Source organism: Pseudomonas sp. MF5691 (assembly GCF_016405645.1).
Classification (GTDB): Bacteria; Pseudomonadota; Gammaproteobacteria; order Pseudomonadales; family Pseudomonadaceae; genus Aquipseudomonas; species Aquipseudomonas shahriarae.
Genome location: NZ_JAEKDC010000009.1, coordinates 178133 through 204401, shown reverse-complemented (window position 1 = coordinate 204401; position 26269 = coordinate 178133). Strand labels below are relative to the sequence as shown.

27 protein-coding genes and 1 pseudogene are annotated in these 26269 nt (G+C 59.0%); 15 read left to right on the top strand and 13 right to left on the bottom strand.

Translation table 11 applies throughout. The features are described from left to right. Positions 1 to 123: 123 nt before the first annotated feature. Entirely contained in the window at positions 124 to 648 is a 525-nt protein-coding gene (locus tag JFT44_RS15590; RefSeq protein ID WP_115128675.1) for a plastocyanin/azurin family copper-binding protein, read from the top strand. 67 nt (positions 649 to 715) lie between these two features. Next, positions 716 to 1546, top strand: a complete 831-nt coding sequence (gene queF, locus JFT44_RS15585; protein ID WP_198830885.1) for an NADPH-dependent 7-cyano-7-deazaguanine reductase QueF — start codon at positions 716 to 718, stop codon at positions 1544 to 1546. Positions 1547 to 1682: 136 nt separating this feature from the next. On the opposite strand, the gene JFT44_RS15580 is transcribed toward queF, so the two are convergent. Together JFT44_RS15580 and JFT44_RS15575 are read right to left on the bottom strand one after the other, a co-directional pair. Then, positions 1683 to 1949 carry a DUF4404 family protein gene (locus JFT44_RS15580; protein WP_057438538.1) on the bottom strand — a complete coding sequence of 89 codons (267 nt, stop codon included), beginning with the start codon at positions 1947 to 1949 and terminating at the stop codon, positions 1683 to 1685. 110 nt (positions 1950 to 2059) lie between these two features. Continuing rightward, on the bottom strand, positions 2060 to 2671 hold the full coding sequence (locus JFT44_RS15575; protein WP_169960496.1) for an HAD family phosphatase: 612 nt from the start codon (positions 2669 to 2671) through the stop codon (positions 2060 to 2062). 196 nt (positions 2672 to 2867) lie between these two features. On the opposite strand from JFT44_RS15575, the gene JFT44_RS15570 reads away from it, so the two are divergent. Continuing rightward, positions 2868 to 3554 carry a VacJ family lipoprotein gene (locus JFT44_RS15570; RefSeq protein WP_057438540.1) on the top strand — a complete coding sequence of 229 codons (687 nt, stop codon included), beginning with the start codon at positions 2868 to 2870 and terminating at the stop codon, positions 3552 to 3554. Between the two features lie 59 nt (positions 3555 to 3613). On the opposite strand, the gene JFT44_RS15565 is transcribed toward JFT44_RS15570, so the two are convergent. Then, complete coding sequence (locus JFT44_RS15565) at positions 3614 to 3910, bottom strand: PilZ domain-containing protein (RefSeq protein ID WP_032863288.1); 297 nt, start codon at positions 3908 to 3910, stop codon at positions 3614 to 3616. 277 nt (positions 3911 to 4187) lie between these two features. Between JFT44_RS15565 and rssB the strand changes: the two genes are divergently transcribed. Beyond that, on the top strand, positions 4188 to 5369 hold the full coding sequence (gene rssB, locus JFT44_RS15560; RefSeq protein WP_032863287.1) for a two-component system response regulator RssB: 1182 nt from the start codon (positions 4188 to 4190) through the stop codon (positions 5367 to 5369). Further along, on the top strand, positions 5369 to 5851 hold the full coding sequence (gene rssC, locus JFT44_RS15555; protein WP_029293846.1) for an anti-sigma factor antagonist RssC: 483 nt from the start codon (positions 5369 to 5371) through the stop codon (positions 5849 to 5851). The genes rssB and rssC overlap by 1 nt, the downstream gene beginning before the upstream one ends. 130 nt (positions 5852 to 5981) lie before the next feature. On the opposite strand, the gene tal is transcribed toward rssC, so the two are convergent. From tal to JFT44_RS15540, 3 genes are all read right to left on the bottom strand, one after another. Then, positions 5982 to 6908, bottom strand: coding sequence for a transaldolase (gene tal / locus JFT44_RS15550; protein WP_057438541.1), 927 nt, complete (start codon positions 6906 to 6908; stop codon positions 5982 to 5984). Between the two features lie 229 nt (positions 6909 to 7137). After that, positions 7138 to 8133 carry a tRNA dihydrouridine(20/20a) synthase DusA gene (gene dusA, locus JFT44_RS15545; RefSeq protein WP_169989654.1) on the bottom strand — a complete coding sequence of 332 codons (996 nt, stop codon included), beginning with the start codon at positions 8131 to 8133 and terminating at the stop codon, positions 7138 to 7140. 131 nt (positions 8134 to 8264) lie between these two features. Then, positions 8265 to 8996, bottom strand: coding sequence for a hypothetical protein (locus JFT44_RS15540; protein ID WP_057960287.1), 732 nt, complete (start codon positions 8994 to 8996; stop codon positions 8265 to 8267). 375 nt (positions 8997 to 9371) lie between these two features. On the opposite strand from JFT44_RS15540, the gene JFT44_RS15535 reads away from it, so the two are divergent. From JFT44_RS15535 to gltS, 6 genes and pseudogenes are all read left to right on the top strand, one after another. Beyond that, positions 9372 to 10073 (top strand): transcriptional regulator, encoded by a 702-nt coding sequence (locus JFT44_RS15535; RefSeq protein WP_057960365.1) that lies wholly within the window; start codon positions 9372 to 9374, stop codon positions 10071 to 10073. 5 nt (positions 10074 to 10078) lie between these two features. Beyond that, positions 10079 to 10864 (top strand): PhzF family phenazine biosynthesis protein, encoded by a 786-nt coding sequence (locus JFT44_RS15530; protein WP_198830884.1) that lies wholly within the window; start codon positions 10079 to 10081, stop codon positions 10862 to 10864. A gap of 533 nt (positions 10865 to 11397) precedes the next feature. Then, a pseudogene (locus JFT44_RS15525) lies at positions 11398 to 11595 on the top strand (DsbA family protein); the annotation flags it as partial. 93 nt (positions 11596 to 11688) lie between these two features. Then, positions 11689 to 12414: an IclR family transcriptional regulator gene (locus tag JFT44_RS15520; protein WP_198830883.1), complete on the top strand. Its 726-nt coding sequence runs from the start codon at positions 11689 to 11691 to the stop codon at positions 12412 to 12414. Between the two features lie 20 nt (positions 12415 to 12434). Further along, a complete protein-coding gene (hutG, locus tag JFT44_RS15515) occupies positions 12435 to 13373 on the top strand; it encodes a formimidoylglutamase (RefSeq protein ID WP_128592902.1) in 939 nt (312 codons plus the stop codon). A gap of 58 nt (positions 13374 to 13431) precedes the next feature. Next, positions 13432 to 14640: a sodium/glutamate symporter gene (gltS, locus tag JFT44_RS15510; protein ID WP_057960284.1), complete on the top strand. Its 1209-nt coding sequence runs from the start codon at positions 13432 to 13434 to the stop codon at positions 14638 to 14640. Between the two features lie 493 nt (positions 14641 to 15133). Here the strand turns inward: gltS and JFT44_RS15505 are convergent, their stop codons facing one another. After that, positions 15134 to 15682, bottom strand: a complete 549-nt coding sequence (locus JFT44_RS15505) for a cytochrome b (protein WP_057960283.1) — start codon at positions 15680 to 15682, stop codon at positions 15134 to 15136. A gap of 506 nt (positions 15683 to 16188) precedes the next feature. Here JFT44_RS15505 and mqo point away from each other — a divergent pair. Further along, positions 16189 to 17835: a malate dehydrogenase (quinone) gene (gene mqo, locus JFT44_RS15500; protein ID WP_170044378.1), complete on the top strand. Its 1647-nt coding sequence runs from the start codon at positions 16189 to 16191 to the stop codon at positions 17833 to 17835. 312 nt (positions 17836 to 18147) lie between these two features. On the opposite strand, the gene JFT44_RS15495 is transcribed toward mqo, so the two are convergent. The 4 genes from JFT44_RS15495 to ppnN form a co-directional block, all read right to left on the bottom strand. Then, positions 18148 to 18522, bottom strand: a complete 375-nt coding sequence (locus JFT44_RS15495) for a hypothetical protein (protein ID WP_057960278.1) — start codon at positions 18520 to 18522, stop codon at positions 18148 to 18150. Positions 18523 to 18594: 72 nt separating this feature from the next. Further along, a complete protein-coding gene (locus JFT44_RS15490; protein WP_115128667.1) occupies positions 18595 to 18990 on the bottom strand; it encodes a PIN domain-containing protein in 396 nt (131 codons plus the stop codon). After that, positions 18987 to 19244, bottom strand: coding sequence for an AbrB/MazE/SpoVT family DNA-binding domain-containing protein (locus JFT44_RS15485; protein WP_057438553.1), 258 nt, complete (start codon positions 19242 to 19244; stop codon positions 18987 to 18989). Before JFT44_RS15485 ends, JFT44_RS15490 begins: the two co-directional genes overlap by 4 nt. A 176-nt stretch (positions 19245 to 19420) precedes the next feature. Then, positions 19421 to 20794: a nucleotide 5'-monophosphate nucleosidase PpnN gene (gene ppnN / locus JFT44_RS15480; RefSeq protein ID WP_169960249.1), complete on the bottom strand. Its 1374-nt coding sequence runs from the start codon at positions 20792 to 20794 to the stop codon at positions 19421 to 19423. Positions 20795 to 21122: 328 nt separating this feature from the next. On the opposite strand from ppnN, the gene fabV reads away from it, so the two are divergent. Beyond that, complete coding sequence (fabV, locus tag JFT44_RS15475; RefSeq protein ID WP_029293964.1) at positions 21123 to 22316, top strand: enoyl-ACP reductase FabV; 1194 nt, start codon at positions 21123 to 21125, stop codon at positions 22314 to 22316. A gap of 186 nt (positions 22317 to 22502) precedes the next feature. Beyond that, complete coding sequence (locus tag JFT44_RS15470; protein WP_186626193.1) at positions 22503 to 23126, top strand: HAD family phosphatase; 624 nt, start codon at positions 22503 to 22505, stop codon at positions 23124 to 23126. Here JFT44_RS15470 and JFT44_RS15465 read toward each other — a convergent pair. Then, on the bottom strand, positions 23123 to 24028 hold the full coding sequence (locus JFT44_RS15465) for a LysR family transcriptional regulator (RefSeq protein ID WP_057960273.1): 906 nt from the start codon (positions 24026 to 24028) through the stop codon (positions 23123 to 23125). The genes JFT44_RS15470 and JFT44_RS15465 overlap by 4 nt on opposite strands. Positions 24029 to 24126: 98 nt before the next feature. Between JFT44_RS15465 and JFT44_RS15460 the strand changes: the two genes are divergently transcribed. Beyond that, positions 24127 to 25293, top strand: a complete 1167-nt coding sequence (locus JFT44_RS15460) for an aspartate aminotransferase family protein (protein WP_186626198.1) — start codon at positions 24127 to 24129, stop codon at positions 25291 to 25293. On the opposite strand, the gene punR is transcribed toward JFT44_RS15460, so the two are convergent. Further along, positions 25285 to 26202 carry a DNA-binding transcriptional activator PunR gene (gene punR / locus JFT44_RS15455; RefSeq protein ID WP_057438557.1) on the bottom strand — a complete coding sequence of 306 codons (918 nt, stop codon included), beginning with the start codon at positions 26200 to 26202 and terminating at the stop codon, positions 25285 to 25287. The two genes, JFT44_RS15460 and punR, sit on opposite strands and share 9 nt — an antisense overlap. Between the last annotated feature and the right edge of the window lie 67 nt (positions 26203 to 26269).

The window sequence follows — 26269 nt, the reverse complement described above, 5'->3', positions numbered from 1 at the left end:
TATACCGTGTGCGCCGTGGTGCTGGCGCAACCTGACAAAGTTGTAATCTAACAGTCAGCTGACTGGCAGCGACGCATTACTAGAGTGTCCCACAAGCGGATCCCGTACCTTTGGAGAATGAACATGTTATCGCGCAAAGCCTGGTGGTTGGTGGGTTGTCTGATGATGCTGAGCGCTGCGGCGCTGGCCGATGGTGCGCACACTTTCGCCTTTGGCGAGGCTGCCCCGGCGACCAAGGCCACGCGGACTGTAGAAGTGCTGCTGCAGGATATTTCCTTTGCTCCTACATCCCTGGATGTAAAAGCCGGCGAGACGGTGCGCTTTGTGCTGGTCAACAAGGGCCAGTTGCTGCATGAGTTCAACCTGGGGGACGCAGCCATGCATGCCGATCACCAGAAGGAAATGCTCAAAATGCAGGCCAACGGCATGTTGACCAGCACCGGCATGGGCCAGATGGATCACGCGGCAATGGGTCATGGTGACATGGGCAGCATGAAGCATGACGATCCCAACAGCGTGCTGGTGGAGCCGGGCAAGACCGCCGAATTGACCTGGACCTTCAGCAAGGCTGGGGCCCTGGAGTTTGCCTGCAACCTCCCCGGGCATTATCAGGCGGGGATGGTCGGCAAGCTGAACGTCAGCCAGTAAACCTCGGGCTCAAAGGCGGGGGCAAAGGCTGGTAGACTGGCGGGGTTTATTTAGCCAGGTTTCCGCCATGCATCCCGCAGCCGAACATTCGCCGCTGGGCAAGTCCAGTGAATACATCTCCACTTACACCCCTTCATTGCTGTTTCCCATTCCTCGCGCCGCCAAATGGGCCGAGCTGGGCCTCACCACCGAGACGCTGCCCTACAAGGGCGTGGACTTCTGGAACTGCTTTGAATTGTCCTGGCTGCTGCCGTCTGGCAAGCCGGTGGTGGCCATCGGTGAGTTCAGCATCCCGGCCGACTCGCCGAACATCATCGAATCGAAATCCTTCAAGCTCTACCTCAACTCGCTGAACCAGACGCCGTTTGCCGATGGGCCAAGCCTTGAGGCGACCCTGCGTGCCGATCTGAGCGCGGCGGCCGGCAAACCGGTGGGCGTGCGCATCCGTAGCCTGGCCGAAGTGGAAGACGAAGGCGTGGTGCGCCTGCCGGGCGTGTGCATTGATGACTTGGATATCAGTGTCAGCAACTACGAGCATCCGCGCCCGGAACTGCTGCGCTGTGATGATTCCCGTGTGGTGGAGGAGAGCGTGCACAGCCATCTGCTCAAATCCAACTGCCCGGTGACCAGTCAGCCGGACTGGGGCAGCGTCGCGGTGGAATATCGCGGCGCGGCGCTGGACCATGCGAGCCTTCTGGCGTACCTGGTGAGTTTCCGCCAGCACTCGGACTTTCATGAGCAGTGCGTGGAGCGGATCTTTCTCGACCTGCAACGGTTGCTCAAGCCTGAGAAGTTGACGGTTTATGCGCGGTATGTGCGACGGGGTGGGTTGGATATCAACCCGTATCGCAGCACTGAGGATGTACAGTTCCAGAACCTGCGCCTGGCCCGACAGTAAGCTTCACACCCGGCAAATGTGGGAGCGGGCTTGCTCGCGATAGCGGTGTTTCAGTCAATATCTTCGGTGACTGACACTCCGTTATCGCGAGCAAGCCCGCTCCCACATTGGGTTTTGTACCTGGCTCGGGTTGGGATTAAATCCCCATATTGCCCAAGGCCACCACAATATTGCGCAATGTCCCGGCAATGCCCGGATGGTCCAATTCGAAACGTTCGACTGCCAGGTTCACATCATCGGAGATGCTCGGCGGCTGGGTCGCAGGTTCCAGTTCCAGTTGCACTTCAAATTTGGCAATCAATGCTTCCAGCGCTTCGCGTTTTTCCAGCGGCAGAGGCGGCTCCTGGTTCAATTGCTCGCGCAGGATGTTGACCTGTTCTTGCAGTTTTTCGCGGGCAGGCATGGCGTTCTTCCTTTTATCAATAGGCACTGGCATAGACCACGGCACGCCGAGAAAGGTCTACGGTATGACCTGTAGATTAATCCACTGGCGGCGACTGTGCATGATCTTGATCAGGGCTTCTCGCCTTTGAGCCGGCGCAGGCTGATGTCCGCCAGGCAGGTGCCCAGTTCACCCAGATGATCAATCACCGAGTGCACGCCGAGGCCGTACAGCGCGACGGTAGCTTTGGCGCGTTTGTGTTCGCGCGCCTGTTCGCTCAGGGCTTGCCATTGGCTGGGGGGCAGCCCGCACAGTGAGCCGCAGGACGCCAGGCCAATGGTCCAGAGCCCGGCGTTGAGCCCGGCTTGCAGCAGCCGGGGCTCGCCGCTGACCAGTACGCAGCCATCCAGGCGCTGGATGTTCAGGTCCATCAAGGCTTGCCAGCAGGCATGGGGCGCCGGCCAGGGTGCGGTCGCAGGGCGGGTGCCTTGGATCCAGTCCGGCAGGGCTGCGGCCAACGGCGTGGTGACGGTGGGGGGCAGCTCATCCAGCCAGGCGCAAGGGGTGCCTTGACCGTTGAGCCATTGCAGGATGTTCAGGGCGCCAGGGGTGGCCAGGGCTTCGCCGGTGGGGATGGTGTCTGCGTGGGCCATGGAACCGAAGTCCACCAGGCAGCCACTGAGGCCAAAGAGTACGGCGGTCAAGGATGGGGCGTTGTCTGCAGCGATCTGGGGGTGGGGCATTGGGACGTCCCTGAAAATAGCTGTGACGCTATCGGAAGCCCATGACAAGCAGATGACACCTGATCTTGGATGTAGGAGTTTTGTATATTTGCTGAATGACAATTCCGTCAAGCTGCCTAATCTTACACTTCCGTCATATACTGCCGTCTTATTCAGGGCATAGCGCCCATGACAGATCATTCAAGGAGTTCAAGCTATGCGCTGGAGCCAGTGTCTTGCTCAACTATCGGTATGTGCCAGTGTGTTGCTGGTGCCTTTCGCCGCCCAGGCTGCGGAAGACGATCCATGGGAAAGCATCAACCGCCCGATTTTCACCTTCAACGACACCGTTGATACCTACGCCCTCAAGCCATTGGCGCAAGGCTATCAGTTCATTACCCCGCAATTTGTCGAAGACGGTATCCACAACTTCTTCCGCAACATTGGTGATGTGGGCAACCTGGCCAACAATGTGCTGCAACTCAAGCCATATCAGGCGGGTGTCGATACCGCGCGTTTGCTGGTCAACACCACGTTTGGCGTGCTCGGCGTCATCGACGTAGGCACCAAAATGGGGCTGCAACGCAGCGACGAAGACTTCGGCCAGACCCTCGGCTACTGGGGCGTGGGGAGCGGTCCGTACGTGATGCTGCCGCTGTTGGGCCCAAGCACCTTGCGTGATGCACCGTCCAAGTACGTCGACAGCTACACGGAACCGTACCGCTACATGAGCGATATCCCTACACGCAACAGCGCCATGGGCCTGGATATCGTCGATACCCGTGCGAGTCTGCTGTCGGCTGAAAAGCTGATCAATGGCGACAAATACACCTTTATCCGCAATGCCTACCTGCAGAACCGTGAGTTCAAGGTCAAAGATGGCAAGGTAGTGGATGACTTTTAAGGTTAACCCTTGAATGGAAAAGGCGGCCTTCGAGGCCGCCTTTTTTGTGTGCATTAATTTCAGTACATCTTGAGGATTTTCAGGCCCAGGTGTTGGTCGTCACCTTCTTTCCTGGCCCAGACTACCTCGGTGTCCGCCTCCAGGCCTTTAAGCGCGGCGTGCTCTGAGTCAATACGCACCTTCAGTTGGTCGCCCACGTTGAACGGGTGCTGGGCCTGAACCTGCATGCCAGAGCTGGAGAGGTCCAGGCAGACGCCGGCAATCTCTTGCCCGGCATGGATCAACGACACGCCGGCATCCACACGCATGCGGATGAAATCGCGCTTTTCTGCATAGTCACGTTCATTTGCGCTCATAGCTTTCATCCTTCCATTGCGTTGTGGTTTTGCCTGTTCTTATAACTCCCGGTGATTTGCGATGTAAAGACGTCCAGCGACCATCGGCATGAGCTTGAAACCCCTGGCGGATGGGAGTACCGTCTGCGCCTTAGAAGGGCACCTCTGCTTTACCTTTGTGCGTGAGCCAAAAGCTCACCTTTTGTAGGACAGAGAGGCTAGAAAGCGAATCCAGTAGTGCGAGCCGGGCCATTGCCTGACTGCCTACGCCAACCTAATTCTGGCGCCGTTTGCCCACATGCAAAAAACCAGTGCCACGCTGCTGATAATCGATGACGACGAAGTAGTGCGCGCGAGCCTCGCGGCCTATTTGGAAGACAGTGGCTTCAGCGTCCTGCAGGCCGGCAATGGTCTTCAGGGTCTCCAGGTGTTCGAGCGTGACCAGCCCGACCTGGTGATCTGCGACCTGCGTATGCCCCAGATGGGCGGCCTTGAGCTGATCCGCCAGGTAACCGAGCTTGCTCCGCAGACGCCGGTGATTGTCGTGTCCGGTGCCGGGGTGATGAACGACGCCGTGGAAGCCTTGCGCCTGGGTGCTGCCGATTACCTGATCAAGCCCCTGGAAGATCTGGCCGTACTGGAGCACTCGGTGCGCCGGGCGCTGGATCGTGCCCGCCTGCTGCTGGAAAACCAGCGCTACCGCGAGAAGCTCGAAACCGCCAACCGTGAACTCGAAGCCAGCCTCAACCTGCTCCAGGAAGACCAGAACGCCGGTCGCCAGGTGCAGATGAACATGCTGCCGGTGAGCCCCTGGAGCATCGACGAGTTCCAGTTCGCCCACCAGATCATCCCGTCGCTGTACCTGTCGGGGGATTTTGTCGACTACTTCCGCGTGGATGAGCGCCGGGTCGCGTTCTACCTGGCCGATGTCTCCGGGCACGGCGCATCCTCTGCATTCGTGACCGTGTTGTTGAAGTTCATGACCACACGGCTGTTGTTCGAATCCAAGCGCAACGGCACCTTGCCGGAGTTCACTCCCTCGCAAGTGCTGGGCCACATCAACCGGGGCCTGATCAGCTGCAAGCTGGGCAAGCACGTGACGATGGTGGGCGGCGTGATTGATGAAGAAACCGGTCTGTTGACCTACAGCATTGGCGGTCACCTGCCATTGCCGGTTTTATACACTCCAGACAGTGTGCGTTATCTGGAAGGGCGCGGTCTGCCGGTTGGCTTGTTCAATGAAGCCACCTATGAAGACCACATCCTGGAGCTGCCACCGGCCTTCAGCCTGACGCTGATGTCTGATGGCATCCTGGACCTTCTTCCAGAGCCTACACTCAAAGAGAAAGAAGCCGCCTTGCCCCAACGGGTCAGGTCGGCGGGCGGCAGCCTGGATGGCCTGCGGCAGGTTTTTGGATTGGCCACGCTAGGGGAGATGCCGGATGATATCGCCCTATTGGTGTTGAGCAGGAATCTTTGATGAGTACCGGAAGAATCCAATTCGCCGAGCAAGACGGGACCTTCGTCCTGAAGTTTGTCGGTGAAGTGCGCCTGACCCTGTGTTCGGCGCTGGATGCAACGATTGAGCGGATTTTCACAGCCTTGAATTTCTCGGCGATCGTGATCGATCTGACCGAAACCCGCAGCATCGATAGCACCACCCTTGGGCTGTTGGCCAAGTTGTCCATTCTGTCGCGGCAGAAGGTCGGACTGCTGCCGACCGTGGTCACCACCCACGAAGACATCACCCGGCTCTTGCAGTCGATGGGTTTCGACCAGGTGTTCAACATCGTTGACCGCCCGATCCCCTGCCCGGAATGCCTGACCGACTTGCCTTCCCAGGACCAGTCCGAGGAAGTGGTGCGGCTCAAGGTGCTAGAGGCGCACAAGATCCTGATGGGCCTGAACGAGTCCAACCGCGAAGCGTTTCACGACCTGGTCAACGCCCTGGAGCGTCACTGACCTCGCTGTGAGCACGGTGAACATGTGGGACCTGGCTAGCCTGCGATAGCGCCAGCCCAACCAACACAAATTGAGCTACAAAAAAGGGCGGCATCCCAACGGATGCCGCCCTTTTTGCCGCGCTCGCTTTTTACAGCTTGGCGCTCAACAACGCTTCCAGCTTCTCCTGGTCCCGAGCAAACTGACGAATGCCCTCTGCCAGCTTCTCAGTGGCCATCGCGTCCTCGTTGGACTCCCAACGGAACTGCGCCTCTGTCATATGCACACGGGGTTCACCGGCATGGCCTGGCGCCAACTTGCGCTCCAGCTTGCCATTGTCGGCCGCCAGCTTCTCCAGCAAGTCCGGGCTGATGGTCAGGCGGTCGCAACCGGCCAACTCTTCGATCTGGCTCAGGTTGCGGAAGCTCGCGCCCATCACCACCGTTTTGTAGTCATTGGCCTTGTAGTAGTTGTAGATGCGGGTTACCGACTGCACACCAGGATCATCGGCACCGGTGTAGTCGTTGCCATTGGCCTTTTTGTACCAGTCGTAGATACGACCGACAAACGGCGAAATCAGGAACACCCCGGCTTCAGCGCAGGCTACGGCCTGGGCGAAGGAGAACAACAGGGTCAGGTTGGTCTGGATGCCTTCTTTCTCCAGTTGCTCGGCGGCACGAATACCTTCCCAGGTGGACGCGATCTTGATCAGCACGCGGTCGCGGCCAATACCTGCCTTTTCGTACAGGTCGATCAGACGATGCGCACGCTTGAGTACCGCGTCCGTGTCGAACGACAGCCGCGCATCCACCTCGGTGGAGATGCGCCCTGGCACCACCTTGAGGATCTCCTGGCCCACAGCCACCGCAAAACGGTCACTGGCCAGGCCGACATCGCCGTTGCAATCCTGCACGCAGGCGTCCAGCAGCTTGGCGTAAGCCGGAATGGACGCGGCTTTGAGCAAAAGGGAAGGGTTGGTGGTGGCATCCTGCGGCTTGACGCGAGCGATAGCTTCAAAATCGCCAGTGTCGGCAACTACAGTGGTGAATTGCTTGAGTTGTTCCAGTTTGGAAGTCATGGGCGTGCTCTGTCCTATGGGTCTGATGACATTACCCGAGGGCCGATAGCCGCTCAAGGGCGCAAACGCGTTCGATCGTTTGCGAGGGCAATAACCTGAAAACAGTCGTTTGAATGACCGACCGTGCTGCTAGATAGGAGGGCAAAATCGCTATCAGGTTCAACCAGCAACGCGATCAGAATGTGGGAGCGAGCTTGCCCACGATAGCGATGGACCCGTCGCCGCTCCGTCAACGGCCTTCCAGCAACGCTCCGGCCTGATCCAACAACGCCAACGGATCCGCGGCCTTGTGAATATCCACCGACAACAACTGCCGAAACCTGCGCGCCCCCGGAAACCCGGTGCCCAACCCCAACACGTGCCGCGTAATGTGATGCATCGCGCCACCGGTGGCCAGGTGCTCGGCGATATACGGCCGCAACTGCGCCAACGCCTCGGCCCGACTGATCACCGGCGCCGTACTGCCAAACAACTGCTGATCCACCTCTGCCAGCAAATACGGATTGTGATAAGCCTCACGCCCGAGCATCACCCCATCAAACACCTGCAGATGCTCTGCGCATTGCTCCAGCGTCTTGATCCCGCCATTGAGAATAATCTCCAGCTCGGCAAAATCGCGCTTCAATTGCGCCGCCACGTCATAACGCAGCGGCGGAATGTCCCGATTCTCCTTGGGCGACAACCCCTCCAGAATCGCAATCCGCGCATGCACGGTAAAACTGGTGCAACCGGCATCCTTCACCTGCCCGACGAAATCACACAACTGGGCATAACTGTCCCGGCCATTGATCCCGATGCGATGCTTCACCGTCACCGGAATCGACACCGCATCCCGCATCGCCTTGACACAATCCGCCACCAGGGCAGGGTGCCCCATCAGGCACGCGCCGATCATATTATTCTGCACCCGGTCGCTGGGGCAGCCGACGTTCAGGTTCACCTCGTCGTAACCGGCGGCCTCAGCCATGCGTGCGCACGCGGCCAGGTCGGCTGGAACACTGCCGCCCAGTTGGAGGGCGAGAGGATGCTCGGCTTCATTGTGACGCAGGAAGCGTTCATGGTCGCCGTGGAGAATGGCGCCGGTGGTGACCATTTCGGTGTAGAGCAGGGCGTGCTTGGAGAGCAGGCGTAGGAAGTATCTGCAATGACGGTCAGTCCAGTCCATCATCGGGGCGACGGAGAAGCGACGGGAGAAAGCTTGTGGTGGAGCTGTGTGCTGGGGCATGAGGATCTGAGGTGAGCTTTGCGAAGGGGAGGCAGTTTAACAGGAATGGGTTGGTGGGGATGGGGGAGCTTCTTTGGGAGGGATTGTTGTGTTAAATAAATCTGTCCCCTTTCCAGAAGTCGTCGATACAACTACCACCGCCTCCACCACGCCTTCTGAGCAACCACCTCAGGCTCCAGCGAGGCGATCTTAGAGCCTGCAATCTTTATCGGTGCGACGTCCATACCATCGAATCTACCTAGACCCAGAGGGGGGCTTTCTGCTTGTAGAAAACGAGTGGTTTCTGCTGAAGCCACCGCATGCAGTAACGACGAAGGCGATATATTCCGACTCAAGACGTGAATGCCGCTCTCTGGATCATGCAGACTACTTGCGTCGGTGCCTTCTACGCCATCTATCAGAAGCGGCTGGATCATGACCGTCCCAAGCTCATAGGTGATATCCAGATCACCGCAAACGCAACGCAGCCTTTGCAGTTCACCATTCGACGATACGCATACAAAATCCAGCCCGTCGTCATCCGTGCAAAAGCTGCAAACGTGTAATTGAAGGTTTTTGCTTAGCGCTAAATTCACATTCAGGAAAGCTCTCTTGAAGTAGTCGGCTAGCTGAGCATCCTTAAGCACTTTGTATATCCGCGATAGCGCTGCCAATTCTTGAGGGAGCTCAAGCGGTACATCCTTGATGGGTGGCATAGACGTAAAGGGCCATTTCCGTTCTTCGCCAGCCTTGAACGTGTCTAAGTAGAACGACGTGGCGTTTTCATCCTGGTGTAATGACCAACCAATGCTCATCGGCAAAGTAGAAAGTGGTTCTAACTCCGGCTTCACATTCATCGCGTGAGCAACGACAAGGGACCCCATTTTTTAGATCCTTCAGGTACAGGGCTGAATCGCTCCAAGCATAGTCGATACTTGAGAGTGTGCTATCGGCCGATTGCCGCCAGTCATGAGGGGCTGGGCGTCAATGATTGGAAGTAGTGCTGGTACCCAAGTGGTACGCAGCTTTCAGATCGGCACTGTAGGGCAAGGAATACGTAGCCTACAGAATTAGCAGTTCCAATCCATCACCGAAAAGGCTGATGTTTTGCGCTCGTGACCGGCAGCACTCTGGGCCCAAAGCTGCCTATCAGGAAAGCCACTGAACCGATTCCGAAATGCCAATAATTCAACAAAAAGTTGATAGATCAACGAGTGGTTGATATTTTCGTCGCCTTCGATAATCACTTGAAGGCACCCATGAAGGTCTCTGAAGCCTCACCAGCCGAGCGACAGCTGATTCTTGACGTGCTTCATAGCACCCTCAAAATGCTCAGTAATGCGCTAGGACTTCATACGGAAATTGTGTTGCATGACCTGACCAACCCCGAGCGATCCATTCTTGCTATCGCCAATGGTCATGTTACTGGAAGAAGGGAGGGCGGTTCATTGTTGGGAGGCCCGCGCCAGGACGCGGGGTTTATCGCCGTCAGGCGTGCGATGGAGGATCACTCAGGCACCGATCCTGTATTGGTAGAGAATTACCCTACAGTTGCGCCTGACGGTCGCCCGCTGCGCAGTTCCACTGTGGTGTATCGCGACAGCAGCGGGCAACCTTTTGCTAGTCTTTGCATCAATGCCGACTTGAGCGGTATTGCTGCTGCCCACGCCTTGCTCGGAGGGCTTCTGGGCCTGGAAGGCGCTCCAGAGTCACGTGGCGATGAGCCGAGAGATATGGAGCAGATGATGGCGGAAATCATACAGGTTGCTTGTCCCGGCGGTGCCGTACGGATGAAAAAACTTCAAAAACTTGAAGCGGTGCGGCAGATGCAAGATCGCGGGATATTCATTGTCAAAGGCGGGATTGAGAAAGCCGCTGCCGCGCTCGGCGTTACCCGATACACCATCTACAACTACCTGGAGCAGATCCGGGCTACAGAAAATGTTGGCAGGCAGGAATGACCAGAATGCAACTCGATATTTTCCAGGTGGACGCTTTTTCCTCTGAGACTTTCGGCGGCAACCCGGCGGCGGTCTGTCCGCTGGAGGTCTGGCTGCCTGATGCGACGCTGCAACAGATCGCAGCAGAGAACAACTTGTCCGAAACCGCGTATTTGGTGCGCAACGGTGAGGTGTTCGAGCTGCGCTGGTTCACCCCCACGGTGGAAGTCGACCTTTGCGGCCACGCCACCCTGGCGGCGGCCTGGGTACTATTTGAACAGCTTGGGGAAAGCAGGGATATGCTGCGCTTTTCCACCCGCAGCGGTGAATTGCGAGTGCGCCGCGAAGGCGGGCGCCTGGCCATGGACTTCCCGGCCAAACAGCCGGAAGCCGTAGCTGTCCCGCCAGGCCTGCTGCAAGCCTTGGGCCTGAAACAGGTCGATGCGCTTTATCGAACAGACGATTACCTAGTGGTGGTCGAGGATGAAGCCATCGTTGCAGGCCTCAATCCCGATTTCGTAGCTCTGTCTGCGTTCGACGTGCGGGGTGTCGCTGTAACCGCGCCGAGTCGTAACTTCGACTTTGTCTCTCGCTGGTTCGGGCCTCGGGTTGGGGTGAACGAAGACCCGGTCACCGGCTCGGCCCACACCTCACTAGCGCCATACTGGGCCAAGCGCTTAGGTAAGCGCAGTCTGAGAGCCGAGCAAGGTGGGGCACGCAAGGGCCAGTTGCACTGCGAAGTCCTGGACAGCGACCGAGTCATTATCAGCGGCCACGGGGCGCTCTACCTGCGGGGCACGATCTATATTTAACGCCAGCTCATTCGGGCGAACTTGCTCAACAGAGGAGTGAGCGCCCCTGCGGCGCTCATACTTCTGCGACCACACTTCGAAAGTGTCTTCTGTAAATTTAACAGAGCAGCAAAGGTCAACGAACGGCCGAAAAACCACTCGCTGTGGTGAGTAGGTTCTCCGGTGGCGATCGTGCGTGAGTTCAGGCGAAGGGAAACTCCGACTTTTTCAACACAATCGACCCATAACAGCCCTTCGCAAAGCGCAGCTTTCGCCATTACTTTTCGTGCAGAGCCTAGGGCTCTATACGGGCAAGGACCGTGCAGGGCTACTCGCAAAGGCCCGAGAGATTGGTCTGTTGAGGTACGCGCGGCCCTGAAGGAGGGACGGTGCGCCCGAAGCTCAGGCAGGCAGGAGAAATCACTGAGAATCCATATAGCTGCATTGAAAAGCACTATAGGCAGATTAATTTATTAATCGGTAATCGCGACACTAACACAGGATTTTCTCGCCTGATTATCAGATAGAAATGTTTGAAACGCCTATACATCTAGCGCGCCGCCGAGATTCTCGCCTCTGATGAATATGCCGCTGAAGTTCGTGAGCAGGAGCAACTGTGGATATCTCGTGGCGTGAGTTCGGTGCCGACCATCGTGTTCAACGATCAGTATGCAGTCAGTAGTGGGCAGCCGATGGAGGCGCCTGTTCACGCGATTCGGCAGATCATCCGTGAGACTCAGGCTGACCGCTGATCGTTATCTGCGGGTTTTTTCCCACTCAGTGGGAATCTGGTTTCAGTTAATGGAAAACTCGGTGCACCATGCCCGCAAGAGCATGAGGCCGATATGAACTACAACACGCCCACTGATCGCTTGCTGCAAATCCTCGTCACTCTGGGGCAATCCAGCGAGGCGATCTCCGCCAAAGAACTGTTCGAGCAACTGGCACAGCCGCTCAGCAGCACTTATCGCCATCTCAAGACCTTACTGCGCTGGGGGCTTGCCGAAGAGAACGGTCAGGGTCGCTATTTGCCAGGGCCAACCTGTTTGCAACTGGCCAAGAAATTCGACCGCGAAGCCGTGCTGGTGACCCTCGCCAAGCCGGAACTCAAGCGCCTGGCCGAGCAAAGCCAGGAAAGCGTGGCGTTAATGGTGCCCAGCAATGGCCAGGCGATTTGCATCGAGCTGGTCGATAGCCCACAACCGCTGCGTTGCTGCTACCAAAAAGGGCTGGCCCAGCCGCTGTTGGTCGGTGCATCGGCGAGAGTGCTGTTGGCCTATATGGATGAGGCGCAAAGCCTGTCGGCTCTGTTGGCGCAAGGCGTCGAAAGCGAGGAAGTCGCCACGTACCAGCGCAGTTTTGCCGATATCCGCGCTGCCGGTTATGCCGTGAGTGTGAGTGAAATCGACGACGGCATTTGGGGTATCAGCGCGCCGTTGCTTGACAGCCGCAATCGCCTGCAAGGCGCCATCAGCCTCATGGCTCCTGCCTCCCGGGCGCACACCCGCAGTGAACGCCTGATCCGCTGGACCCAGGACGCGGCCCTGCGCCTGAGTGCTCGGCTCGACTGAATTTGACTGGAGTTTCAAGCATGACTGCTGTTTCTGACATACCCCTGTGGACAGGTCGTATCGACGCTGGCGAAGGGCAGGCTGCGCTGCGCTGGCATCAATGGGTCAAGCCCTTCTGCGAGGGTCAGTCTGCGGGTGCCGCACTGATTGGGCTGGCCTGTGATGAAGGAGTCAGACGGAATCAAGGACGCACCGGCGCCCGTCTTGGCCCGTCAGCACTGCGCAAGGCGCTGGCCAACCTGGCGTGGCACGGCCGGGCGCCGCTGTATGACGCGGGCGATGTGAGTTGCACCGACAGCAACCTCGAAGGCGCGCAGCAGATTTACGCTCACCACGTCAGCTATCTGCTCAACCAGGGGCATTTGCCGTTGGGGTTGGGTGGCGGCCATGAAATCGCCTTTGCCAGCTTTAGCGGCCTGGCCGATCACCTGCGCCAGGCCACCCCGCATGCGCGGATCGGCGTTCTCAACTTTGATGCCCACTTCGATCTGCGCCATGGGGAACAAAGCAGTTCGGGTACCCCTTTCCGCCAGATAGCCGAGTACTGCCAGCGTGCACGGATGCCGTTCACCTATTGCTGCCTGGGTGTCAGCCAGTTGAACAACACCCAGGCGCTGTTTGAGCAGGCGCAGCGACTGAATGTGCGTTACCGCCTCGACCGGCAAATGAACAGCTGGGACATACCCGCCTGCGAAGCGATGATCGATGAGTTCTTGCAAGACGTCGATCACCTCTACCTGACCATCTGCCTTGATGTCCTGCCCGCCAGCCAGGCGCCCGGTGTCAGTGCGCCGTCTGCCCATGGCGTGGACATGCAGATCGTCGAGCATCTGATACGCCATGCCAAGGCCAGCGGCAAATTGCGCATGGCCGATATCGCCGAACTCAACCCCGGCCTGGATATCGACAATCGAACCGCCCGCATTGGTGCGCGTCTGCTTGCCAGCCTGATCGATTAAGTTTTTCCGTAAATCCCTGAAACCGCTTGTTGAATCATAAGAAAAAGAGAAATTCGCCATGCTGACATTCGAACTGGATGCGCTGAGCACCCTTGCTCTCGCGCTGCTCCTGCTGGGCCTGGGTGCCCAACTGAAAAAACGTAGCTACTGGCTGCGTCACCTGTGTGTACCTGCACCGGTGATTGGTGGTTTTGGTTTTGCCTTGGTGATCTGGCTGTTACGTGATCAACAACTGCTCAACCTGACCCTCGACACCAGCCTGCAAACCCCGCTGATGGTGGCGTTTTTCACCACTGTCGGTTTGGGGGGTAGCCTGGGTTTGCTGCGCAAGGGGGGCAAATTGCTGTTTATCTACCTGGGTGCGTGCTGGGGCCTGGCGCTGGTGCAAAACGTGGTGGGTGCCAGTGTTGCCAAGCTGCTGGGCATCGATCCGTTGCTGGGCATCATGGCCGGCGCGGTGTCACTGGAAGGCGGTTTTGGTGCGGCGGCAGCTTTCGGGCCGATTGCTGAAAACCTCGGTGCGGTCGGTGCGACCACTGCAGCGCTGGCAGCTGCAACTTTTGGCATGGTGGCAGGCGGCTTGCTGGGTAGCCCGCTGGCGCGCTGGTTGATCGAGCGCAACAAACTCGTGGTCAAGGCCGAAGCCGTTGGTAGCCTCAAGGCGTTCGAAGAAGTGGTCCATACCCCGCCGCCCGCGCTGGATGCTGCCACCTTGTTGCGCTTGTTGACCTGCATTGTGGTGATCATGGTGCTGGGATTCTGGCTGGGCTCCAGCTTGCAACAGCATCTGGGTATCGTGCTGCCGAGCTATGTGGGCGCCATGTTCGTCGCGATCATCCTGCGCAACCTCAATGACCGTGCTCAGGTTATCGAGATGCCCGACCAGGCCGTCAGTACCATCGGCGATGTGTGCCTGGGCATGTTCCTGACCATGGCAATGATGAGTCTGAAGTTTTGGGAGCTGGAGAAGCTCGGCTTGCCGCTGCTGGTGATTCTGGTGGTGCAGGTGGTGATCATGATTTTGCTGTGCGTGTTCGTCCTGTTCCGCCTGTTTGGCCGCAACTACGACGCGGCAGTCTTGTGCGCGGGCTTCATGGGGCATGGGCTGGGCGCGACGCCCAATGCAGTGGCCAACATGGGCGCCATTTGTGACCATTACAAAGTGTTTTCGTACAAAGCCTTCATCATCGTGCCGCTGTGCGGTGCCGTGCTGATCGACATTGTGGCTATCCCGATGATCACCTGGTTTATCAACGCATACAGTTGAGAATCATCTGGTTGCTTCATTGCTAAAGCGCGCCGAAGCCATCGCCGGCAAGGCGGCTTCTGTGTTGTGGGAGCCGACTTGCCGGTCAGGCGCCGATTGCCCGGCGTTTGGCCAGCGGCCATGCGACGCGCATAGACATGCTGGACCCGAGCCCCGGGCCTGAAGCTGTGCCGGTGGTCCACCGAAAAAACCTGGAAGCGCTTCACCCAACGCCTGGCGCAACGGCCCCTGCCAACCAATGGGCGCCCGGAAATTTTCCTGCTGACGCCCGTACAAGGCTCTGAATATGGCCAAGCCGACGCGCTGATCGAAGGTTTACAAGGTTATGACTCAGATGCCTTCGTGGAGTTGATACAGCGCAATGGGGCTGAAGCCGTCATCCCCTCAAGAGGGAATCGTCTGACGCCCCGAAAGCTGGATCGACCTACCTACAAGGCACGTAATCTGGTGGAGCTTTTTTCTGAGGAGAGTACGGTTCCGGTGCCTTCCCACATCATTCGACGCGCCCCGGCAACATCCCCGCCAGTACCTTGTCCTTATCAATAAAATGATGCTTCAGCGCCACCATCACATGCCCACCTACCAGAGCGCCGCATAACCACGCGCTGTAGGTGTGAATCGCTTTTGCCAGGTCATAGAGGCTTTTATCCGGCTCCACCAGCGGCGGCAGCAGGAATAGGCCCGCAACCAGAATGGGTTTGTCAGCCACCGAGCTCCAGTACCACCCGGATATCGGCAATCCGAGCAGTGCCACGATGTACAGCAACAGGTGGCCAATAAACGCTGCACGCTTGAGCCGTGGTGTCATCGTATCGGGCATCGCCGGTGCTGCATGGGTCAGGCGCCAGGCGATGCGCAGGACGATAAGCAATAGCAGGGTGCTAGCCATCGCCTTGTGTAAAAACGTGAGTTGATGCTGCGGGTTGAATTCATCGCGCCAGTGAACGGCGACAATTCCCACCAGCCAGGCGGCAATCCAGATGAGTGCCATGCCCCAGTGCAGCCATTTTGCGGTGGCCGTATAGCTTTTTGTCTGTGTCATCTGGATGCGCGCCTGTGTTTTGGGTAGGCGCGATTATCGACAATTGGGCAGGGCGGAAAACCGTAAAAACTCGATGATTCCCATCGGCTTTTCTGATTTTCAGCATTTCTCTCCATCCTGCCGGGACTACAAGCGCCGGGTCACAGGATGCCCTATTCCTCCGGTGGCGCTGAACCTGTCGCGAAGACGACCACCAAGTCCAGAACAGACGCCCGATCCCGCCGGAGCATGATATTCTGCGCGCCATCTTGGTCTATCCTTTCTCTGGTACGCACTCCCGAATGCGTACCGGCAGAGAGCTGTCGCCGAGGTAGCTGAAGCCAATAATGATAAAAAGTCAGCGCAGAAGGGACATAAAAGTGAGGTCGATACGTCGGCCTTGTGTGCCCACCCTGCAGTTCTTGCGAGTACGGGACCCAGCCAGACATTGCCTGATGTTTGGCGTACTACGGTTGCCGGAAGGTCAAGGACGGTAGGGCGGAAGGCGTTTTATCATAGGTGCTACGATGTTTAAAAAAGTGAACACTGCCCTGCTGGGGCTGGCTTTGTCGATAGGGATTACTTCCGTCCAGGCGGAAGAGGCAAAGAAAGTTGATGTGCTATTGATCGGCGGCGGCATCATGAGCGCGACCCTGGGTGTGTGGCTCAATGAGCTGCAGCCGGATTGGTCGATGGAGATGGTTGAGCGCCTGGACGGTGTCGCCGAAGAAAGCTCCAACGGTTGGAACAACGCCGGTACCGGTCACTCGGCCCTGGCTGAGTTGAACTACACCCCGGAAAACAAGGACGGCACCGTTGAGATCCCGAAAGCGGTCGAGATCAACGAAGCGTTCCAGATCTCCCGCCAGTTCTGGTCGTGGCAGGTTCAGCAAGGCGTTCTGAAGAACCCGCGCTCGTTCATCAACTCCACTCCGCACATGAGCTTTGTGTGGGGCGATGACAACATCAAGTTCCTGAAAAAGCGTTACGAAGCGCTGCAGGCGAGCCCGCTGTTTGCTGGCATGGAATACTCCGAAGATCCGGTACAGATCAAGAAGTGGGTTCCGCTGATGATGGAAGGGCGTGACCCGAACCAGAAAATCGCTGCGACCTGGTCTCCGATCGGCACTGACGTGAACTTCGGCGAGATTACCCGCCAGTTCGTCGCTCACTTGCAGACCACGCCCAAGTTCGACCTGAAACTGTCGAGCGAAGTGCAGGACATCACCAAGAACGCCGACGGTTCGTGGCGCGTCAGCTACAAAAACCTGAAAGACGGTACCAAGACCGAGACCGACGCCAAGTTCGTGTTTATCGGCGCGGGCGGCGGTGCCCTGCACCTGCTGCAAAAGTCGGGCATTCCTGAAGCCAAGGAATACGCCGGCTTCCCGGTGGGTGGCTCGTTCCTGGTGACCGAGAACCCAACGATTGCCGAGCAACACCTGGCCAAGGCCTACGGCAAGGCATCGGTTGGCGCGCCACCGATGTCGGTTCCGCACCTGGACACCCGCGTGCTGGATGGCAAGCGCGTGATCCTGTTTGGCCCATTCGCGACCTTCTCCACCAAGTTCCTCAAAGAAGGCTCGTACCTGGACCTGCTGACCAGCACCACCACCCACAACATCTGGCCAATGACCAAAGTTGGTATTCGTGAATACCCACTGGTCGAGTACCTCGCCGGCCAGTTGATGCAGTCGGATGACGACCGCTTCAAGGCGCTGCAAGAGTACTTCCCGAACGCCAAGAAAGAAGACTGGCGCCTGTGGCAAGCCGGTCAGCGTGTGCAGATCATCAAGCGTGACGAAGAGCAGGGCGGCGTACTGAAACTCGGTACCGAAGTGGTCAGCTCCGCCGACAACACCATCGCCGGCCTGTTGGGGGCGTCGCCAGGTGCCTCCACCGCAGCGCCGATCATGCTGACGGTGCTGGAAAAAGTGTTCAAGGACAAGGTTGCTACCCCGGCCTGGCAGGAGAAGCTGAAGCAGATCGTGCCGAGCTATGGCACCAAGCTGAACGGCAGCCCTGAGCGCGTTGCGCAAGAATGGGCCTACACCGCCAAGGTGTTGCAACTGACGCCTCCGCCAGCCATGCCGCAAATGGCTGCTCCACAGGCGACCGAGGCTGCCAAGCCTGCGGCCGAGCCGAGCAAGCCGGCGGCTGACATTGCGCTGTAAGCGGTTGACGCAGTCCTGAGACAGGATTGAATCGACAGTTAAAAACCCGCTGAACCGGTAACGGTCAGCGGGTTTTTTGATTGTGGCTATTCGGTCTGCTCAAAAGGGCCGAATACTGAACCCTTTTTTGATCTGCTCATGTAGGTGCAATGCCAGATGATTAGCGCTATCAGAAAGTAAATAAAGCTGATGCGGCGGCAGCCCAGGTAACTGTATTCCGGGGATGAGTTTGGTCAGCCCGGTGGGTTTGAAGAGGCAGGCGATGGTGCGTGCGTCGTAAACATCATGCCCAGGTCGCCTGGATAGGGTTCTTCAGGTCGGCTTTTTGGTTCCCAGCAGCCGCACTTCCTTGAGCAACGCCGCGCCCAATTGCTCCGTTCCCAGTTCCTTGTACCCAACCGCCTTGATCTCACCGTTCTCTTCCGCCTGGATGATGATCACCGGCGTTTCCTTGCCTGTGCCCGCTTCGACGTGCATGGCGTATTGGGGGATCTCCAGCTTGATGGGCGTGCCTGCCGCCTTGCCTTTCACATTGATCAGAAACGCCGCACAGCCATTGTCGACATCGTCGTTGGTGGCCGACCGGCCGCTGACGAAACAGGTCTCTGGAAGGTCCGGCCAGGCGATGGTTTCTGCCAGGGCGAGGGTGGGTGTCAGGAGCAGGGCTGCGAGCAGAAGCGTGCGCACGTTGGGCGGTCTCTCAAGGGGCAGTGGAATACAGGTTTTACCAAAGCAGGTCCGTTGCAGCAACGCCAGGATTCAGCCCAGGCGACGCATGCCGACGGCTTTCGCGGCGTCGATATCAAAGGTGGCGGTGTATTCGCACCCGGCAGCGTGGGCACAGCGTTCGATCAAACAGTCGGCGAAGTCAGCCTTGGTCGTGGTAAATCGGCGCACGGCCTGCCAGATGAGTTCGGCATCTTCGATGATCAGTTCACGGGTGCGCAGCAGGGTTTCCAGAACCGCCACCAGTTGCGTCTTGGTGCATTGGTAGCAGCTCTGTAATACCCATACCAGCTCCACGACCGAGACCAGGCTGACGAAGCCCGGTGAAACAACGGTCAGGGATTCGATCAGGTTCGAGGCCGTGGCCGATTGAACCGGATCGTCCTGAGTGACATAGCGCACCAGCACATTGGTATCCAGGCCAATCATCCCGCTTTCGCTCCCTGCGCGGCGATGGCCTGGTTCATTTGTTCAATGCTGACGGCCTTGGCGGGCTTGCGGATCAGGCCCTTGAGGTCCTGGACGCTGTGGTTGGCAGCGATAATGGCAAACTTGCCATCTTCCATTTCGACAAACTCCACCCGGTCTCCAGTGTCCAGGCCCAACGCGCTGCGGACTTGAACGGGGATGGTGATTTGCCCTTTTGAGGTGAGTGTGGCGGTGGCCATAATGAAGATCTCCATCGGGATATTCCTTACCTTAGGGTAAGGAATAATGGAGGACAAGATCCGTTGGTCCATAGGTCGCTCTGCTGGTAGGTGTCGGTGGTCGGAATAGATAAAACCCTAGTCCGCTTTCGCTCCCTCGACACCCCTCAGATGGCTCTAAAGCAATACAACCTATGACCTGGCAATCTGCCTTATTGCACCACGCGATAGCACGGCACATACGCCGCGCCGCCAGGCAGTTTCATCCGGTGCTGCTCCACAAACGCCTTCAACAGCTCATCCAGTGGTTTCATGATGGTCGGGTCGCCGTGGATCTCGTACGGGCCGTTCTGTTCGATCAGGCGGATACCCTTGTCCTTGACGTTGCCCGCCACGATCCCCGAGAACGCCCGGCGCAGGTTGGCCGCCAGTTCATGGGGCGGCAGGGCATGGTTCAACTGCAGGCTGGCCATGTTGGCATGGGTTGGGTCGAACGGACGCTGGAAGCCTTCGTCGATCTTCAGCAGCCAGTTGAAGTGGAAGGCGTCGTTGCGCTCGCGGCGGAACTGTTTGACGTCCTTCAGGCCCGCGGTCATCTGCCGGGCGACTTCGGCGGGGTCATCAATGATGATCTGGTAGTGGGCCTGGGCCGCTTCACCCAGGGTCGCGCCGACAAACGCATGCAGCTGTTGCAGGTACGGCGCCGCCTGTTTGGGCCCGGTGAGGATGACCGGGAAGGGCACGTCACGGTTGTCCGGGTGCATCAGGATGCCCAACAGGTACAGGAACTCTTCAGCCGTACCGGCGCCGCCGGGGAAGATGATGATGCCGTGCCCGACACGCACGAAGGCTTCCAGGCGTTTTTCGATATCCGGCAGGATCACCAGTTCGTTGACGATTGGGTTCGGTGCTTCGGCGGCGATGATGCCCGGCTCGGTGAGGCCCAGGTAGCGCCCGCCGGTGATGCGTTGCTTGGCGTGGGAAATGGTCGCGCCCTTCATCGGACCTTTCATCACGCCCGGGCCGCAACCGGTGCACACGTCGAGGCTGCGCAGGCCCAGTTCGTGCCCGACTTTCTTGGTGTATTTGTATTCTTCGGTATTGATCGAGTGCCCGCCCCAGCACACCACGATCTTCGGCTCGACACCCGGGCGCAAGGTACGCGCGTTGCGCAACAGGTGGAACACGTAGTCGGTGATGCCCTGGGAGGTGCTCAGGTCGATGCGTTGGCTATCGAGTTCGTTTTCGGTGTAGACAATGTCGCGCAGGGCGCTGAACAGCATTTCCCGGGTGCTGGCGATCATTTCGCCATCTACGAACGCGTCGGCTGGCGCGTTCAACAGCTCCAGGCGCACGCCGCGATCCTGTTGATGGATGCGGACTTCGAAGTCCTTGTAGGCGTCGAGGATGGTCTTGGCGTTGTCGATATGGGCGCCGGTATTGAGGATGGCCAGGGCGCACTGGCGGAAAAGCGTATAGATGCTGCCGGAGCCGGCTTCGCTCAGTTGCTGGACTTCACGTTGTGACAGCGTTTCGAGACTGCCCTTGGGGCTGACGGAGGCATTGATGACTTGGCGTTGAGGCATTCTTATTCCCTGAAAGCGCAGCCACCGGGCGATGGACAGCCAGTGGCTTGAGGATGACGAGCGCCGAATACGGTCGCACAGGACGGGCATTTTCCCTGCCCTAAAGGCAGGACGCAAACTCTGTCCTGCCTCATCATGCCGCAGAACTTGCTGAATTCGCGCCCTTGTCGGAAAAATATAGTGCCTTTGGCCGGTGTGGATTGGATTTTGCGAACAGAAGAATTGCGACTATCGTGACGCTTCGGTTTTTCGGACGTCATAGACCAGTACGATTGACGCCGTAATGGCCACCATTGGCCATCGGCACCTTGGAAGAGGCAGAAATTTTATGATCATCAAACCGCGGGTTCGTGGCTTTATCTGTGTGACCGCCCACCCTGTTGGCTGCGAAGCGAACGTCAAAGAGCAGATCGACTATGTGACCGAACACGGTGCCATCGAAGGCGGCCCGAAGAAAGTCCTGGTGCTCGGTGCGTCCACCGGTTACGGCCTGGCTGCGCGTATCAGTGCCGCGTTTGGTTGTGGCGCCGACACCCTTGGCGTGTTTTTTGAAAAAGAAGGCGAAGAAGGCAAGCTCAGCTCTGCCGGCTGGTACAACAGCGCCGCTTTCCACAAGTTTGCCGCCGAAAAAGGCCTGTACGCCAAGAGCATCAATGGCGATGCGTTCTCTGACGAGATCAAGCGCCTGACCATCGAAACCATCAAGAAAGACCTGGGCAAGATCGACTTGGTGGTCTACAGCCTGGCCGCGCCGCGCCGTACTGACCCGCAGGGCGTGGTGCACAACTCCACCCTCAAGCCGATCGGCAAGGCTGTGACCCTGCGCGGGATCAACACCGACAAGGGCGTTGTGGTCGACACCACGCTGGAGCCGGCGACCCAGGAAGAAATCGACGGCACCGTCAAAGTGATGGGCGGCGAAGACTGGCAGCTGTGGATCGACGCCCTGCGTGACGCCGACGTGCTGGCCGAAGGCGCCAAGACCACCGCGTTCACCTACCTGGGCGAAAAACTGACCCAGGATATCTACTGGAACGGCTCCATCGGCGAGGCCAAGAAAGACCTCGACAAGAAAGTCCTGACCCTGCGCGACAACCTCGCCGCACTCAAGGGCGATGCCCGCGTCTCGGTGCTCAAGGCCGTGGTTACCCAGGCCAGCTCGGCGATCCCGATCATGCCGTTGTACCTGTCGCTGCTGTTCAAGGTGATGAAGGAGCAGGGCACCCACGAAGGCTGCATCGAGCAGGTCTACGGTCTGTTCAAGGACAGCCTGTACGGCAGCGAGCCGAAGCTTGACGCCGATGGCCGCCTGCGTGCCGACCTGGCGGAGCTGGAGCCGAAAGTCCAGGACGCCGTGGCGGCGCTGTGGAACCAGGTGACCGATGACAACGTCAACGAAATCAGCGATTTTGCCGGCTACAAGGCAGAGTTCCTGCGCCTGTTCGGTTTCGAGATTGATGGCGTGGATTACGACGCGGACGTCAATCCGACCGTGAAGATTGAAGGTCTGGTTCAGGCTTAAGCTCTAACAAACTAAGCGAAACCCTTGTGGGAGCTGTCGAGCCCCGGCGAGGCTGCGATAGCGGTGGTTCAGGCAACATAATGTTGCAGTGCCGCCGCTATCGCAGCCTCGCCGGGACTCGACAGCTCCCACATTTGCTTCATGCTGGGTGTTCCAGTGACCACACTCGGCTAACGGAGGATCTTCATGACGATTCGTGCAGTAGTTTTTGATTTCGGCGGTGTCCTGTTTGATTGGAGCCCGCAGCATCTGTACCGCAAACTGATTACCGGTGACGAGGAGCGCCAATGGTTCCTCGAGAACATCTGTACCCAGGCCTGGAACACCGAACAGGACGCTGGGCGCACCTTGGCTGAAGCCACCCACAGCCTGATCGCCGAACACCCGCAACATGAGGCCCTGATCCGGGCCTACTACGACCGCTGGCATGAAATGCTGCGCGGCCCGCTCGCCGACGGCGTAGCGATTCTTGAAGACCTGCATGAGGCCAAAGTGCCGCTGTTCGGCTTGACCAACTGGTCCGCTGAAACCTTCCCCTATGCTCGCGCCAACTACCCCTTCCTGAAGTACTTTCGCAATATCGTGGTGTCCGGCGAGGTAAAGCTGATCAAGCCCGACCCTGCGATCTACCGCGCCAGCCTTGAGCAGGTGCGCGCCCATTTGCCGGAAATCCGCCCCGAAGAACTGGTGTTTATCGACGATGTGGCTGAAAACGCCCACGCTGCCAGTGCTGTGGGCTGGCGGGGTATTCATCATGTATCACCCGAGCAGACTCGCGGTGAGCTGAAGGCCCTGGGGGTGAATTTCTAACGCGCCCATTGTTCGATCACGAAGTCGACGAAAGCCCGCAGCTTGGGCAGGCGGTAGCGGTCCTGTGCATATAGAAGGTGCATGGAGCGCGAAGGTGACTGATAGCCTGGCAGTAGCGCCACCAGTCGGCCCGCCAGCAGGTCGGCGGCCACCAGGGCGTCGGGTAGCATCACGATGCCCATGCCTTCGACGGCCGCGCGCTGCAGGGCCTGGGAGCTGTTGATGGTCATGGGCCCGGACACGGCGACTTCGACTTCACCCTCGGCCCCCCGTAGGCGCCAGAGCTTGTCGGCGTTGCGCCAGTCATCGGTCGATGGGTAGGCGAACGCCAGGCAGTCGTGGTTCTGCAAGTCCATGGGTTGCTGGGGTGTACCCCGGCGCGCCAGATAATCCGGCGATGCGCACAGGGTCATGGTGTAGTCCTGCAAGGGCCGGGCGATCAGGCTTGAAGGTTGCAGCTCACCCAGGCGGATCGCGACGTCGAAGCCACTGTCGATCAGGTCCATCGTTTGATTGCTCAACACCACGTACAGCTGGATCAGCGGGTAGCGGCGGGAAAACTCACTGAGCGCGGGTGCCAGGCGCTCGGCCCCGAACGCGGGCGGTGCGGTGATGCGCAGCAACCCCTGGGGCGCCTCGCGGTGGACCTGTTCCGCCAATTGCTCGGAGTTGGCCACCAGCCCCAGGACTTCCAGGCAGCGCTGGTAATACAGGCCGCCGAACTCGGTCAGGCTTTGCTTGCGGGTCGTGCGCTTGAGCAGGCTGACGCCGAGGCGTTGTTCCAGGGCGCGCAGGTGGTTGCCGACCATGGTCGTAGACAGGCCGCAGGCCTGGGCCGCTGCGGTCATGCTGCCGGTTTCTACCACTTTGACGTAGACGCTCATTGCCTGGAATAGGTCCATTATCAAGTCCTGATTTAAAGTCATTGCAGGTATGCGCAGTTTATCCAGCTTGAGTGGCTAACGATACTAAGGCCATGACCTTGATGGAGCCCGATGCCATGACCGCCGCTTGCCTGATGACCACCTATCAACCCCTGGCCCTGAGCTTTGCCCGTGGCTTGGGCACCCGCCTGTGGGACCAGCAAGGCCGTGAATACCTTGACGCGGTGGCCGGGGTTGCCGTGACCAATGTCGGTCACTCCCACCCGCGGCTGGTGACGGCAATCAGCGAGCAAGCCGGGTTGCTGTTGCATACCTCCAACTTGTACGGCATCGACTGGCAGCAAAGGCTGGCCCAACGTTTGGCCCGGCTATCCGGCCTGGATCAGGCGTTTTTCAACAATTCTGGCGCCGAGGCCAATGAAACCGCGTTGAAACTGGCGCGCCTGCACGGTTGGAAAAAAGGCATCGAGCAGCCGCTGGTGGTGGTCATGGAGAACGCCTTCCACGGCCGCACCCTGGGCACCATGGCCGCCAGTGACGGGCCATCGGTGCGCCTGGGGTTCCAGCGTTTGCCGGGGGATTTCATCAAGGTCGGCTTTGGCGACCTGACGGCATTGGACACGGTGACCCGTGAGTTTGGCGCCCGGATAGTCGCGGTATTGCTGGAGCCGATCCAGGGTGAAAGTGGCGTGCAACCGGCCCCGCCGGGCTATCTGAAAGCCTTGCGCGCCCACTGCAGCCAGCGCGGTTGGTTATTGATGCTCGATGAGATCCAGACCGGCATTGGCCGTACCGGCACCTGGTTTGCCTTCCAGCAGGAGGGGATTGTCCCGGACGTCATGACCCTCGCCAAAGGCTTGGGCAACGGCATTCCGATTGGCGCCTGCCTGGCCCGAACCTCGGTGGCCAAGCTCTTCACCCCAGGCAGCCATGGCAGCACCTTTGGCGGTAACCCGCTGGCGTGCCGGGTGGGCTGCACGGTGCTGGATATCATCGAGGAACAAGGTTTGCTGGAGAACGCCGCACGCCAGGGCGAGCGGCTGCTGGCGCGGCTGCGAGTGGAATTGAGTGAGCATCCGCAGGTGCTGGCGATCCGTGGTCGTGGCCTGATGATCGGCATTGAACTGGCCACGCCGCAGCGCGACCTGGCCGCACGGGCCGCCCGCGAGCAGGGGGTGTTGCTCAACGTTACGCGGGGCAAGGTCATTCGCCTGCTGCCGCCCCTGACCCTGGACAGCAAGGAAGTGGAGATGATTGTGCGGGCCATCGCTCGGTTACTGTGAAGCGGGTCCGTTCAGCCACTCCTGGTTCAGCGTCTGGCTATCCCCCAGGTAGTCCAGGAGCCAGGCCATGGCGGGTGACAGTTTGTTCTGCGCCCAGGCCACGCAGGATGGGCTGGCCGGGAAGGGCCGGGACAGTTGCAGGGCCGCCAGTTCACCGCTGTCGATCAATGGCTGCACCAGGTGCGCCGGCACCATGCCGACGCACAACCCGTCCTGCAGGCAATCCATGGCCGATGCCCAGTTGGGGACCACCAGGCGCCGCTGGTTATCCAGGGTCCAGGTGTCGCGCTTGGGCAGGTTGCGCGAAGTGTCGGTCATGCACAGCGACGCAAAGGGTCGCAGTTGATCGTCACTGAGCAAACCGTCGAGCTGGGCCAGCGGATGCCGGGCGCTGACCACGCACAGCCAGTTCAATAGCCCCATATCGCGAAACGTGAAGTGGCTGGCCACCGGCACCGCGCTGGTGGCGCCGATCACGATATCGGTGCGCTCGTCCGCCAGGGCGTCCCACACCCCGTTGTACACCTCGTACTCCAGCAGCAGCTCCACTTCCGGGAACTGGCGATAGAAGTCCAGCACCAGTTGCCGGCAACGCTGCTGTTTGACGATGGAGTCCACCGCCACCTTCAGCTGGCCGCTCCAGCCATTGGCCACCTGCTGGCACAGCCGGCGGGTACCGAGCATGGTTTTCATCACGCCACGGGCTTCGTCGATAAACAGGCGACCGGCGGGAGTCAGTTCTACATCGCGGTGGCGGCGGATAAACAGCGGCACTGCCAGCCATTCCTCGATTTGCCGCACGGTGTAGCTGATGGCCGAGGGTACGCGGTGCAGTTCCTGGGCGGCAGCGCTGAAGCTACCGTGACGGGCCACGGCATCCACCACATCCAGGGAGTATTCGGACCACATGAGGGTTGCCTTCAAAAATATTGATAAGAGCGTCCAATTATTATCGCTTCACAGGGCAACTGCCAGC